At 43.1% G+C, this 13497-nt stretch carries 16 protein-coding genes; 15 read left to right on the forward strand and 1 reads right to left on the reverse strand.

Annotated features, from left to right (window positions below; all coding sequences use genetic code 11):
* The first annotated feature begins 899 nt into the window (after positions 1 to 899).
* From FNW02_RS10445 to lpxD, 13 genes are all read left to right on the forward strand, one after another.
* Positions 900 to 1049, forward strand: coding sequence for a hypothetical protein (locus tag FNW02_RS10445; protein WP_191757480.1), 150 nt, complete (start codon positions 900 to 902; stop codon positions 1047 to 1049).
* Positions 1050 to 1124: 75 nt separating this feature from the next.
* Positions 1125 to 2540, forward strand: a complete 1416-nt coding sequence (locus tag FNW02_RS10450; protein ID WP_191757481.1) for a cation:proton antiporter — start codon at positions 1125 to 1127, stop codon at positions 2538 to 2540.
* A gap of 139 nt (positions 2541 to 2679) precedes the next feature.
* Positions 2680 to 3015, forward strand: coding sequence for an NADH-quinone oxidoreductase subunit K (locus FNW02_RS10455; protein ID WP_191757623.1), 336 nt, complete (start codon positions 2680 to 2682; stop codon positions 3013 to 3015).
* Positions 3012 to 4451 carry a cation:proton antiporter gene (locus tag FNW02_RS10460; protein ID WP_191757482.1) on the forward strand — a complete coding sequence of 480 codons (1440 nt, stop codon included), beginning with the start codon at positions 3012 to 3014 and terminating at the stop codon, positions 4449 to 4451. The genes FNW02_RS10455 and FNW02_RS10460 overlap by 4 nt, the downstream gene beginning before the upstream one ends.
* Positions 4436 to 4861 (forward strand): Na+/H+ antiporter subunit E, encoded by a 426-nt coding sequence (locus FNW02_RS10465; RefSeq protein ID WP_191757483.1) that lies wholly within the window; start codon positions 4436 to 4438, stop codon positions 4859 to 4861. The genes FNW02_RS10460 and FNW02_RS10465 overlap by 16 nt, the downstream gene beginning before the upstream one ends.
* 41 nt (positions 4862 to 4902) lie before the next feature.
* Complete coding sequence (locus tag FNW02_RS10470; protein ID WP_191757484.1) at positions 4903 to 5160, forward strand: hypothetical protein; 258 nt, start codon at positions 4903 to 4905, stop codon at positions 5158 to 5160.
* Positions 5157 to 5435: a monovalent cation/H(+) antiporter subunit G gene (locus FNW02_RS10475; RefSeq protein ID WP_191757485.1), complete on the forward strand. Its 279-nt coding sequence runs from the start codon at positions 5157 to 5159 to the stop codon at positions 5433 to 5435. The genes FNW02_RS10470 and FNW02_RS10475 overlap by 4 nt, the downstream gene beginning before the upstream one ends.
* A complete protein-coding gene (locus tag FNW02_RS10480) occupies positions 5428 to 6006 on the forward strand; it encodes a DUF4040 domain-containing protein (RefSeq protein WP_191757486.1) in 579 nt (192 codons plus the stop codon). The genes FNW02_RS10475 and FNW02_RS10480 overlap by 8 nt, the downstream gene beginning before the upstream one ends.
* Complete coding sequence (locus tag FNW02_RS10485; RefSeq protein WP_191757487.1) at positions 6003 to 6665, forward strand: Na(+)/H(+) antiporter subunit B; 663 nt, start codon at positions 6003 to 6005, stop codon at positions 6663 to 6665. The genes FNW02_RS10480 and FNW02_RS10485 overlap by 4 nt, the downstream gene beginning before the upstream one ends.
* Before the next feature lie 292 nt (positions 6666 to 6957).
* Positions 6958 to 7152, forward strand: a complete 195-nt coding sequence (locus FNW02_RS10490) for a hypothetical protein (protein WP_191757488.1) — start codon at positions 6958 to 6960, stop codon at positions 7150 to 7152.
* Positions 7153 to 7211: 59 nt separating this feature from the next.
* On the forward strand, positions 7212 to 7373 hold the full coding sequence (rd, locus tag FNW02_RS10495; RefSeq protein WP_191757489.1) for a rubredoxin: 162 nt from the start codon (positions 7212 to 7214) through the stop codon (positions 7371 to 7373).
* A 51-nt stretch (positions 7374 to 7424) separates the two neighbouring features.
* Positions 7425 to 8657, forward strand: coding sequence for a BaiN/RdsA family NAD(P)/FAD-dependent oxidoreductase (locus FNW02_RS10500; protein ID WP_191757624.1), 1233 nt, complete (start codon positions 7425 to 7427; stop codon positions 8655 to 8657).
* A gap of 150 nt (positions 8658 to 8807) precedes the next feature.
* Entirely contained in the window at positions 8808 to 9854 is a 1047-nt protein-coding gene (gene lpxD, locus FNW02_RS10505; RefSeq protein WP_191757490.1) for a UDP-3-O-(3-hydroxymyristoyl)glucosamine N-acyltransferase, read from the forward strand.
* A gap of 58 nt (positions 9855 to 9912) precedes the next feature.
* Here lpxD and FNW02_RS10510 read toward each other — a convergent pair whose 3' ends face one another.
* Positions 9913 to 10818: a CoB--CoM heterodisulfide reductase iron-sulfur subunit B family protein gene (locus FNW02_RS10510; RefSeq protein WP_191757491.1), complete on the reverse strand. Its 906-nt coding sequence runs from the start codon at positions 10816 to 10818 to the stop codon at positions 9913 to 9915.
* Between the two features lie 388 nt (positions 10819 to 11206).
* Here FNW02_RS10510 and FNW02_RS10515 point away from each other — a divergent pair, with 388 nt between their 5' ends.
* Both FNW02_RS10515 and fabF read left to right on the forward strand, forming a co-directional pair.
* Positions 11207 to 11458, forward strand: coding sequence for an acyl carrier protein (locus tag FNW02_RS10515; protein ID WP_191757492.1), 252 nt, complete (start codon positions 11207 to 11209; stop codon positions 11456 to 11458).
* 456 nt (positions 11459 to 11914) lie between these two features.
* Positions 11915 to 13165 carry a beta-ketoacyl-ACP synthase II gene (fabF, locus tag FNW02_RS10525; RefSeq protein ID WP_191757494.1) on the forward strand — a complete coding sequence of 417 codons (1251 nt, stop codon included), beginning with the start codon at positions 11915 to 11917 and terminating at the stop codon, positions 13163 to 13165.
* The last annotated feature ends 332 nt before the right edge of the window (positions 13166 to 13497 follow it).

The following is a 13497-nucleotide window of genomic DNA, read 5'->3' on the forward strand; positions in this document are numbered from 1 at the left end:
GATCTACTCTAACCCCTTAAATTTTAATTCCAGTCCAGACATAATATTTTTCGGAAACTGTAATTTTTTGGTAATTATTCCGATAATTTACTTAAAAAACTGTATTTTTTATCACAATTTACACTATAAATGCTTAAGTGAATTTAATAGTAAGTAAATAGACGTAATTAAATCTCAGATAAAATTTTTGTACGTAGTGAGCGATTTATCGCTTTGTGTAAGGTAAATGAGGCGTTATTGCATCAAGAGAGAGAAATAGTAAATTTACTTACTTCCCATTTCACGCCCAGTTTGACCATGAAGACCAAAGCAAGGTACAAACTTTGCAATTGCCATGCTTATGATGCGGCGCTTACGCATTGAGACAGTATCAATTTCTCGGTAAGCAAGGAAGTCATAGAACAATAGCGCAACAAGATAAGACGCAAGGGAGCCTCCAACTATTACAGCGACCTAGCAATGCTGCGGCAAATAATAATTAATATAACCTTTCTTTATCTTATTAATTATTCCCATCAAAGTTGTCAACAAGCATAGCCTTTTATCTATGAAAGCAATTTAATATTTATTTAATATTGAGGCTTGTGAATGAACAACATGGACGTATAAGGCTGTAAACTGTTGTTAACCGCATTAAAGTTGACAATAAATAAAACTTGCAATTTCTGTAAGTTTTTGTAGTCAAATTTTTGAACTGTCTTTGACGTAAGCCTTCTCTATTAGGGATTCGTATTCAGCAACTCACTATCTAGAAAGGTACTATAGTTTGCTGCTTTGCAAAGAATTTAAGTTTTCTTAGTCGAATTCTCATGCTTATAAAACATGAAATTTACTCAAAGTAGCTGGCAATTTTTACAAATCAAAATTTATTTTGCTGTGTTCGTAACCATAATCCCAGTATGCCATTGACTAATGCTATCTCTTTTAGGAACTTACGAGGCGATTTATTCGGTGGTGTAACTGCTGCGATCGCTTCGTTATCTCTAACGCTAACACTCAGTATCGCCTCCAGTGCTGGCCCTGTAGCTAGTCTTGATGATGCAGTTTAGGAATTCGTAATTTCATTATTAATTACGAATTATTTTGGCTCGACTTCAAAATAAATCAGTAACAAAAATAAAAACATGATTTTTTCAGAACCAATAGTTAATTCGTTTACCTGGTTAAATTTTCCTCCCCTAGGTTTACAGCCTTCTTTACTAGCAACAACCAATGAGGCTGAATATGCTCCTATTGTCCTGACTGGAGTGTTACTAAGTTTAGTAGTCATTTATCTGGCTAGTAAAATTGGTGGCGAATTATCTAGAATGATGGACTTGCCTCCTGTATTAGGAGAATTAGTTGGTGGCGTGGTTGTGGGTGCTTCTGCTCTCCATTTGGTAGTATTTCCTGACAGTGGTGCAGCGGCTACCGATTCCATGATCATGACTATTTTGCAATTTATTAACAACCTGACTCCTGATGCAGTCACGTCAATATTTCAAACTCAGAGTGAAGTTGTTTCCGTTCTCGCCGAACTAGGTGTAATCATTCTACTATTTGAAATTGGTCTAGAATCAGACTTAAAAGAATTACAGAAAGTCGGTTATCAAGCAACAATTGTTGCTTGTGTTGGGGTAGCTGTTCCTTTTGCGGCTGGCACAGTTGGACTGATTTTATTGTTTCATGCCCCAGTAATTCCAGCAATTTTTGCAGGTGCAGCACTGACAGCTACTAGTATTGGGATTACCTCTAAAGTTTTGTCAGAAATTGGGCAGTTAAAATCTCGTGAAGGTCAAATTATTGTAGGTGCAGCTGTCATTGATGACATTTTAGGTATCATCGTTTTGGCAGTAGTTGCAAGTCTTGCCAAAACTGGCGAAGTTGATATTTTCAACGTGATTTATCTAATTGTCAGCGCTACTGTATTTCTCATTGGCTCGATTCTCCTCGGCAAATATTTCAATCAGAGTTTTGTTGCCATTGCTAATAAATTGCAAACGCGAGGAAACTTAATTATTCCAGCATTTATCTTTGCCTTCTTTATGGCTTTTTTGGGTAATGCCATTCATTTAGAAGCTATCTTAGGCGCATTTGCGGCTGGCTTAGTTTTGGATGAAACCGATAAACGCAAAGAGCTAGATGAGCAGGTTAAACCCGTTGCTGATATCTTAGTACCAGTTTTCTTTGTGACAGTTGGCGCGAAAGTTGATTTAGGTGTTCTTAATCCTTTAGTTCCAGGAAATCGAGAAGGATTAATTATTGCTGCCTTCTTAATTGTGGTAGCGATGCTCGGTAAAGTTGTCACAGGTTGGTCGGTTTTTGGCCAAGCTGGAATTAATCGGTTAGCGGTTGGTGTGGGGATGATTCCCCGTGGCGAAGTTGGGTTAGTGTTTGCGGCAATTGGTGCAGCTAGTGGTACTCTTGATAAACCATTGCAAGCTGCGATCGTGATTATGGTGATTCTAACAACCTTCGTAGCTCCGCCTTTATTACGGTTTGCATTTAAACAATCACCAGAAGAAAAAGAATCTTTAGAAAAAGCCAATTTAATAGGCTAATTACTTTCTTGTACGGAGAAGATTAAGGGTAAGGGAAAAAGCGAGTTAAATGGTGTGCGACCATTATCATCACTTTAACCTTTACCCGTCTTGTTTCTTTTCTCTTTTACCTTCAACCCTTATCCAACAGACAACTCCTGTGTTAGAAGCGTGCATATTCGCAACAATATTGTGCGGATTTTTCGGCATCATCCTTAAAAAGAACCTTGTTATGAAAATCATCTCTATGGATGTGATGAGTACGGGGGTTATCGCCTATTACGTGCTGATTGCATCACGAGATGGCTTGTTCACACCAATTGTTTCCAACATCAAAAATGGTGCTTATGCTGATCCGGTTCCTCAAGCGGTTATATTAACGGCGATTGTGATCGGCTTTTCGATTCAAGCCTTAATGCTGGTCGGTGTTATGAAACTGGCACGGGATAATCCGACCTTGGAAAGCAGCGAGATCGAGAAGAACAATATGCCATGAGTACCATTACCATCACCTGGATTGCACTACCATTTTTTGTGGGGTTCAGCATTTATTTGCTTCCCAAACTTGATCGATATCTAGCATTGTGCATGGCTTTTGCTTCCGCAGGATATGCGTTGCAGCTATTTTTCGACCAGTCGCCACTAACATTACAGTTACTAGATAATTTCGGCGTTATCTTAACAGTTGATCAATTAAGCGGCTACTTTATATTGACAAATGGGCTGGTAACGGCGGCGGTCATCCTCTACTGTTGGCACAGCGGTAAGACGGCTTTTTTTTACGCACAGACCATCATTTTGCATGGCAGCGTCAATGCCGCGTTCGTCTGTTCAGATTTGATCAGTTTATACGTGGCGTTAGAGGTGAGTGGTATTGCCGCGTTTCTCTTGATTGCCTATCCCAGGACTGACCGCTCGATTTGGGTTGGCTTGCGCTATCTGTTTGTCAGCAATGTGGCAATGCTGTTTTATCTGGTTGGCGCAGTGCTGGTCTATCAGGCGCATCATTCGTTTGGTTTTGCAGGTTTGCGCGGCGCACCTCCAGAAGCACTTGCTTTGATCTTTCTAGGTCTCTTGACAAAAGGGGGAATTTTTGTATCGGGATTATGGTTGCCGTTGACTCACTCTGAATCGGAAACGCCAGTTTCGGCCATGCTGTCGGGAGTTGTGGTTAAAGCTGGTGTCTATCCATTAGTGCGGTGTGCACTGATGGTGGAAGAGGTTGACCCAATAGTAAGAATCTTTGGAGTTGGGACGGCGCTTTTAGGAGTTTTCTATGCAGTCTTTGAAAAGGATACCAAGCGGATGCTGGCGTTTCACACGGTTTCGCAGTTAGGCTTTATCCTCGCTGCCCCGGCCGTGGGTGGTTTTTATGCGCTGACGCACGGACTGGTCAAATCGGCGCTCTTTTTAATAGCGGGGGTCTTACCGAGTCGAAACCTGAAGGAGCTGCAACATCAGCCGATCGCTACTCCAATCTGGATTGCTCTAGTGATAGCTAGCTTCTCGATCTCTGGCTTTCCCTTGTTGTCCGGCTTTGGGGCGAAGGTGTTGACGACAAAGAATCTATTACCTTGGCAAGCGATCGCCATGAATATTGCAGCCCTGGGAACGGCAATATCGTTTGCCAAATTCATATTTTTGCCGCTTGGGGGAAAAGCGGATGCAAAACCTGGTTTCTGGGCAGCAGTCATCTTGTTGATTGGTGGGCTGTTTTTGGCCAATATTGTCTATTACGAAGCTTATACCTTTACGAATATCATCAAACCCCTGGCAACCATCGGCCTTGGCTGGTTGGCTTACTTTCTGATTTTTAAACACTCAATACTCAAGCTGCCGCATGTACTTGAGCAATTTGAGCATCTAATCGGTGTGATGAGTCTGATTTTACTCCTGCTGTTCTGGAAGGGATTTGCATGGTTGGGCATCTAAATTTTATATTGCGACTGACTATCTGGTTTTTGCTCACTGCCAATTTCAGTGTGGCAAATATCATCATTGGCATTAGCATCGCGCTTCTATTGCCCGGTGGTCGCACAGCTAGGCAATCATTAAAAGATTGGCTGCGTGTGCTGGGTGAAATTATAGTGGCGATTCCGCAGGCGTATATTGAGGCATTTGAAATCATCCTCCGTCCGCATAACCACGAAGAAATAACGATGGAACGAGTCAAAGCCCGACGGACACCAGGGCTGATATTCCTAGATATATTCCTGATTACCTTTACGCCAAAAACCATTGTTTTGAAATATCACGAAGAAGGCTGGTACGAAGTTCACCGGGTGCAACGGAGGAAAGTAGAAGGGCACAGGAGCACAGGAGCACAAGAGAAGGGTTTTTGAAGTTTTGCACAGAGCATCATCATTAATCAACTGAACAGCGTATGATTCTGAACTTGGTATTGATTGCCATGATTCTGGCATTGCTCATCCCCATGTATGAGGCATGGCAGGATGATGATATTTGGCAAAAAATGCTGGCATTTGCCAGTATTGCGACTAAAACTTCACTCATGATCCTAGTCGTATCCGTCTTGCGTGATGATTGGATGATTGGTGTTGTCGGGGTAATCATCCTGAGTGTAGGGAATGCTGGATTAATGTTACTGGCTCATGTACTCAAACGAATGAATGAATTATGATTAACTTTCTCAGTTATGCCTGCATAGGTGTAGGACTCGTCTTTTGGTTTTGGGGAACCTCTCATCTGCTGGGCAAGCGATCGCTATTGTTCAAGCTGCATAGTCTTTCGGTTGCAGATACCCTCGGCTCAATGAGTATTATCATCGGGCTGCTAATGAAAATACCCAGTGAATGGCCGTTGCTCATCCTCGCCATTATCTCTTTAGCCATCTGGAACACAATGCTAGGGTATGTGTTGGCTTACTGTTCTAGTAGCGAGGATGGCTATGAATGATAGCTATGTCTATGTGATCATCGCGCTGCTGCCGTTGGCTGCGTGTATGGTGGTATTTCAGGCTAATCCATACCATGCCTTGGTAATTCGCGGCATATTAGGAGCAGTGGCGGCATTGGTATATACGCTTTTGGGAGCGCCGGATGTTGCTTTGACCGAAGCATTAGTAGGCACTATGCTGGCAATTACTCTCTATGCGATCGCAGTGCGCTCATCGCTGGTTATGCGTATTGGCTTGCTCAAAGATGACGATTCTTTACCAGATGACACTGAACATCATTTTGAGCAACTGATAGATGACTTACGCACAATTTTTGGCAAACGCCACATGCGTCTAGAATTGGTTCCCTACCCGAATACCCAAGCCTTGCAACGGGCATTGATGGATAAAGAAATCCATGCAACCTGTGTCAGAACAGAACACGCCGATTCAAGCCAGGATGAAAACCAGTCCTATCATACCGCCATCAGAGTGAAACGCATTTATGACATTATGCAAACCGAACTTGCATCACCAGCGACAATTCTCACCTACGTAAATACACTAGATTCAGGGGAGGAGCATAAATGAAATGGGTATACATTGCAGCAGGGATAGCGTTATATGTAAAAATGCTCATCTTGCCGAATCCACAACTAGACCTACCGGATTTCTCCATAGTTGAATCGATTGTCAAAGATGGTGGCATACCCAATGCGGTTACAGTGATCATTCTCAGGAATCGTTTGTATGACACTATTTTCGAGGTAGTGGTATTTACAATTGCGATTATGGGTGCTTATTTTCTCCTGGCTAATGAAAGGCCGTCCTGCGCGATCTCTCATTTCACAGATAAACCATCCATTGTGCTGGCGCGTTTGGGAGCGACCATTGCTGCGTTGGTAAGTATCGAACTAGCTATTCGAGGACATCTCAGTCCAGGCGGTGGTTTTGCTGCCGGAGTGGCAGGCGGAACGGCGATCGGTCTGATTGCGATTACCTCATCACCAGAGTCAATGCAAGCAATCTACCAGCGCTGGCACGCCGCTACATGGGAAAAAGTTTCGGTTCTTGTTTTCATTGTCTTGGCGGTTATAACTCTGGCTGGAGTAGAGTTACCACACGGAGAAATGGGCGCACTTTTCAGTGGAGGGGTCATTCCCTTGCTTAATATCCTGGTTGCAGTCAAAGTCGCATTGGGGTCGTGGGCGGTGATTTTGGTTTTTATTCGTTATCGTGGGTTGTTGTGAAAAAAATTCTGCGTACCCATAGAGCAACTATTAATAACATAACTGATTGCAAGGTTTTACTTAACTTATGAGAGCAGATTGCTACTAACTCTTATTTAATGATGAAAAGCCAAGTTTTACAAAGCTAGAATGACATAAACACTATATAAATATCAAATTGCAATCAGTTCTATAGTAATTGATACGGTAGATAACATTTAGTAGTTCTAAGTTCCTAGTTCCGTGAGCGTAGCGTAGCCCGTGCTAAGTTGTGACTCAATTTGTTGTACTCATGAGTAGAGAGGTAAATTAGGTGAGTCAATCTTCTTTAAATCGCAGATTAACCCAGATTTTTGGGATGTTGCTTGGTATTGGTATAGCTGTTTGGGTATTGAGAGGCTTTGGTATTCTCAGTTTTATTCCAGGTGGGATTATTTGGCTATTAATATTAGCAGCGATCGCTGTAGGAATTATTAGTTATGCCCAAAGAACATGGTGGCGGTTTTAACAGTTAACAGTTAACAGTTAACAGTTAACAGTAAATGCATTTTACTATAGGGAAATAAGATGATACCCCATATATGTACTGTTTGTGGCTATGTGTATGACCCAGAAGAGGGCGATCCAGATAGCGATATAGCACCTGGAACAGCCTTTGAAAGCATACCAGATGATTGGGTATGTCCAGTTTGTGGCGCAGACAAAGAGGAATTTGAACCAAATGAGTGAAGATAACAGCTAGCCTAGAAGATAGGTGCTATAGAAGAGATATTTTTGAAATTGTTGCCGTTACAAATTGTAGTTATTGGTGGTGGGGCAGCGGGATTTTTTAGTGCGATCGCTTGTGCTAAAGTCAATCCTCAAGCCCAAGTTATTTTACTCGAAGCCAGTCGCCAACCACTGGCGAAAGTTCGGATTTCTGGAGGAGGGCGTTGCAATGTCACTCACGCTTGCTTTGAACCAGAGGGGTTGGTGCAAAATTACCCCAGAGGCGGAAAAGCTTTGCGTGGTGCTTTCACTCGCTTTCAAGCTAAAGATACAATCACTTGGTTTGCTGTTCACGGAGTCCCGCTGAAAATTGAAGCTGATGGTCGGATGTTTCCGATTACAGATAATTCCGAAACGGTTGTCAACTGTCTGATGAAAGCTACTGTTGCATCTGGGGTTGAACTTCGTACTGGTACACCCGTGATTTCAGTGAAACGACACTTGTCTGGGGGGTTTGAAGTTTTCCTGAAATCAGGAGAGACAATCAAGTGCGATCGCTTACTTCTTGCCACTGGTAGCAGTCCTGTAGGTTATAAAATAGCCAGAGATTTAGGTCATCAAATTGAGCCGCCAGTCCCTTCTTTATTTACCTTCAATATTGGCGATCAAAAGTTGCGGACATTGGCTGGAGTTAGTGTTAACTCTGTGCAGTTGCGGTTATCTGGTAGCGGAAATTCCCAATTAGAACAAACAGGGCCATTGCTGATTACTCACTGGGGTTTGAGTGGGCCAGCCGTCCTGAAGCTTTCGGCTTGGGGTGCAAGAATCTTACATGACAGCCACTACCAAGCAACATTATTAATCAATTGGCTGCCCTCTTTGTCGCAAGAACAAGTTCGACAACAAATCTTAGCAGTCAAAACTGAATGGGCAAAAAAGGCGATCGCATTACATCGCGGTGTTGACCTACCTCACCGTCTCTGGCAATATATCATTGCTCGTGCAGGTATTACTACAGAAGACCGCTGGGCCGGATTATCTCACAAAACATTAAATCAACTGGTGCTAGAACTCACTCAAGGGCAATACTTAATCAGCGGCAAAGGGGCTTTCAAAGAAGAATTTGTGACTTGTGGTGGCGTCAATCTTAAAGAAGTTAACTTCAAAACAATGGAAAGTAAGTTAGTTCCTGGTCTTTACTTTGCCGGGGAAATATTAGATATTGATGGCGTCACAGGCGGCTTTAACTTCCAAAGTGCTTGGACAACAGCTTATTTAGCTGGTAACGCAATGGGAACTGGATAGTGAAGATGGGGGAGCAGGGGGAGCAGCAGAAAATAAGGAAGATAATTCTTGACTCCTAACTCCTGACTCCTAAATCGTGTACAGACGCGATTAATCGCGTCTCTTCTGCTTTCTTTGCGGTTCGATTATTTAAAATACCAATACCTAATAATGAAATTTAGCGAAATTTTAAGTCAATTCGGCAACGCCGTCACCGTCCATAGCCTTAGTGTTAACCCAGACCATAACCCAGAAATTACGGGGGTAGCAGCCCTTGATGAAGCTACTAGCGGTACTCTCAGCTATATTGAGGGATCTAAATTTGCCTCTTTTGTTGGCAAAACAAACGCTAGTGCTTTAATTTTGCCTCAGGACGAAAAATTACAGATGCAAGCTCAGGAACGCGGTATCGTCTGGATAGCAACCCCAGATCCGCGACTATTGTTTGCCAAAGCGATCGCTCTTTTTTACCAACCATATCGCCCAAAACCAGAAATTCATCCCACTGCTGTGATTGACTCTACAGCAAAAATTGGTAGCAATGTTTACATTGGCCCCCATGTTGTGATTCAGCCAGGAGTGGAAATTGGTGATGGTGTAATCATTCATCCCAATGTAGTGATTTATCCAGACGCCAAAATAGGCGATCGCACCACCTTACACGCTAACTGTACTATCCACGAACGTACCCGCATTGGTGTAGACTGCGTAATTCACAGTGGTGCTGTCATTGGTGCAGAAGGCTTTGGCTTTGTTCCTACTCGCACAGGTTGGTTCAAGATGGAACAATCTGGCTTTACCATCTTAGAAGATAACGTAGAAGTAGGAAGCAACAGCGCCATAGACCGTCCATCTGTTGGCGAAACACGGATTGGTCGCAGTACAGTAATTGACAACTTAGTACAAATAGGACACGGTTGCCAAATAGGATTTGGCTGTGCTATTGCAGGTCAAGCGGCGATGGCGGGAGGTGCGAAACTAGGAAATCGGGTAATTTTGGCTGGACAAGTAGGAATTTCCAATCAAGTGAAAATGGGCGATGGGGCGATCGCATCCGCTAAAGCTGGAATTCATAGCGATGTTGCACCAGGAGAAGTTGTCTCCGGTATGCCAGCAATTCCCCATAAACTGTATCTCAAGGTATGTGCTATTTCTAACCGCCTACCAGAGATGTATGAATCGCTGAAACAATTGCAACGCCAACTAGGACAAAAGTGAGGGTTTAGTCAACAGTCAACAGTCAACAGTTAAAACTCTTTTAACCCTTGACCCTTAATTAAAAGCCCAATTTCTCCAACACCGACCGAGTAGACACAATGTGGCGTGCTAAACCCAGTTCTTCTGGGCTAACCCCAAGTGCTAAAGCAATTAACTGGGGTAAATGCAATACAGGCAAACCTAGCTTTCGCCCGATCACTTTTTCCACTTCTGGCTGACGAGAATCTAAATTCAAGTGACACAAAGGACAGGGAGTGACTATACAGTCAGCACCAGATGCCAAAGCATCTTGAATATGCATCCCTGCCATCTTGAAAGATTGGGTAGTGGCATAGCTAGAAAGGGGCCAGCCACAACATTGTGTACGACCTCGATAATAAATTGGTGTTGCACCTACTGCCCGAAACATATTTTCCATTGCTTCCGGTTGGAAAGGGTCATCGTAAGGCATAGACTTTTGAGCGCGGAGAAGATAGCAACCATAAAAAGCCGCACATTTTAGTCCAGTCAACTTACGGGTGACACGTTTGGTAATTTCTTCCAAACCGTAATCTGTCACTAAGGCATAGAGTAAATGCTTTACTTCCGTACTACCACGATAAGGCAAACAGCCTTCTTGATTCAGTAAACCATTAACTTGTTGAATGTAGGCGGAGTTGGTTGTTTGGCATTCTTTTAAGCGTTCATTGACATGACCAATTACACCCTGACAAGTACTGCAATGGGTAAGTAAAGGTAAATTTAATTCTTCTGCTAAGGCAATATTTCTCGCGTTAACAGTATCTTCCAGCAGTTGAGAATCTTCTTTAAAGGTTCCTGAACCACAACAAGCAGCTTTTTTCAATTCAACCAGTTCGATACCCAGTGCTTGGGTTAAAGCTTGGGTTGACTGGTAAAGCTCCCGACATGCCCCTTGGGCAACACACCCTGGGAAGTAAGCGTATTTAAGTGTTTGAGATAGCATAAAAGTATATTTGGGTTAGGGCAACTGCCCTACACAATAACTGTTTTAGCATCTTTTGTTAGTACTGAAGTTCTAATAACTGCGGCAAACTGCAATTCAGACTGCTCATTACTGTCAAAGTGATGGATTTTAAATAGAACATCAGAAAAAAATTAGCAAAAATCGGAAAATAGAATTATTTACGCGGTGTATGGAAACGCACAGCATTCCTTACTAATATATAGAGACATAAACACTCTCCGTTCTTCAAAGAAACGGGCTGGGTTTTCTGTAGGAAAACTCTTCGGTAGTATGCGGGCGATCGCGCTTTCCGATAAGATGTATATGCTCAAAACAATATCGCCCATAAAGAGCGTAATTATAGCAACCAGGTAAGGACTTTATATCTATGAGCCAAGCAGAAATTCTTGAAAGAGTTAAGGAAGTAATTGTCGAGCAACTGGAAGTGGAGCCTGAGGCTGTTGTTCCAGAAGCTAAATTTACCGACGATCTACACGCAGACTCTCTGGATCTTGTTGAATTAGTAATGGCTTTGGAAGAAGAATTTGAACTTGAAATTCCCGATGAAGCTGCCGAAAAGATTTTATCGGTTCAAGACGCAGTGGACTACATCAACAACAAAGTTACCGCATCAGCTTAAACAAGTTTTGAGTCCCGAATACTGAGGAGCCAACCGCCTAATTCGGGAAAAGGCTACTTAGCTACCCCGCAAAACAGCCGCCCTCTGGGTATTTACAAGTAGGGGCCAACGGCAGTTACTACAACTCTCAAAGGCGAGAGCAAAGTACTGCCTCTCCATCAAACTAGGTCTTCAAGTAAGGAAAATCTTTCGGACGCTTCTAGGAAGCCACTACGTGGATAGGTTCTCAAGGCAGTTCGTTGAAGAACGAATTCCGTGGGCAAAGAGAAGTTTATAGCAAGATTTTGCAAGGTGCGGCGGCTTGCGAAAATCAGAATTTCGGGATCTCCCAACTTCTATTTGCAGGACTGGCTTTTCATACTCGCAAGATCAGCCGACAAAATGCCTCTTTAGTAATCAAAACTTAGCACTATTTGTTTTTCTGACTGCTGCTTTTTCGCCACCTTTAACTGAATCATGACAGACTATAAACGTAAACGCGTTGTTGTAACTGGTGTTGGCGCGATTACACCTATTGGTAATACACCAACAGAATATTGGGAAGGATTGTTGAGTGGACGTAATGGCATAGACTACATCACTGCTTTTGATGCGTCTCACCATGATTGCCGCATTGCTGGTGAGGTGAAAAACTTTGATCCACATGATTACTTGGAGCGTAAAGAAGCCAAGCGCATGGATCGATTTGCCCAATTTGGGGTTGCGGCGGCAAAACAGGCTATTTCCAACGCGCATTTAGTGATTGATGACCTAAATGCAGAACAGATAGGTGTCATGATTGGTTCTGGCATTGGCGGTCTTAAGGTATTAGAAGACCAACAAACTATTTACCTCAATCGTGGGCCTGACCGCTGTAGTCCATTCATGATACCGATGATGATCGCCAATATGGCAGCAGGATTAACAGCAATTCACGTTGGTGCTAAAGGCCCAAATTCCTGCCCTGTAACTGCTTGCGCTGCTGGCTCCAATGCCATAGGGGATGCTTTTCGCCTGATTCAAAGAGGATATGCCCAGGCGATGATTTGCGGCGGGACAGAGGCGGCTGTAACACCATTGTCGGTAGCTGGGTTTGCAGCAGCACGAGCACTTTCGACTCGTAATGATGACCCCGCTCACGCTTGTCGTCCTTTTGACCGCGATCGCGATGGATTTATCCTCGGTGAAGGTTCAGGAATTTTAATTCTAGAAGAACTACAATATGCCCTCAGTCGCGGCGCTCGAATTTATGCCGAAATAGTCGGTTATGCTATGACCTGTGATGCTTACCATATAACCTCTCCAATACCAGGGGGATTAGGAGCCGCCAGAGCCATACAATTGGCACTCAAAGACGGAGAACTAACTCCAGAGATGGTAAGCTATATCAATGCCCACGGTACTAGTACTGCGGCTAATGATACAAATGAAACCGCTGCAATTAAAAAAGCCTTGGGAGAACATGCTTATAAAGTGGCAATTAGCTCCACAAAATCGATGACAGGTCATCTGTTAGGCGGTTCTGGAGGTATTGAAGCAGTCGCAACAGTACTAGCAATCGCCAATGACAAAATTCCACCAACAATTAATTTAGAAAATCCCGATATAGAGTGCGATTTAGATTACGTGCCAAGCTATAGCCGCTCTCAAAAAGTCGAGGTGGCATTATCTAACTCTTTTGGGTTTGGTGGTCATAATGTCACACTAGCCTTTAAGAAATACCTCTAAAATTCTCAATTTTGCCGCTAGTCGGCTCTACTGAAGTGTCAGTGTGAAAAGTATCATAGATATCAATCCGCTCGGAGCTAAGCGTTCAGCATGACCCAATTATCAGCTTGATTTATCACCAGAAACTCAGAAGATCCCGCTTGTCCATCAACAATCGGGAATGGGATGATGAGGATACTGTAGGGGAATTTCAATCAGTGTTCAGTTATTAGTAATTCAGCAACCAGGTTTATGGACTGATAACTATTAACTGTTAACTGTTAACTGTCAACTGTTAAAGCCCCAGCAAGAGAGAAGCTCGAAGAGTGCTAACCCGTCGTTAAAAACAAGAG

Source organism: Komarekiella delphini-convector SJRDD-AB1 (assembly GCF_014831675.1).
Taxonomy (GTDB): Bacteria; Cyanobacteriota; Cyanobacteriia; order Cyanobacteriales; family Nostocaceae; genus Komarekiella.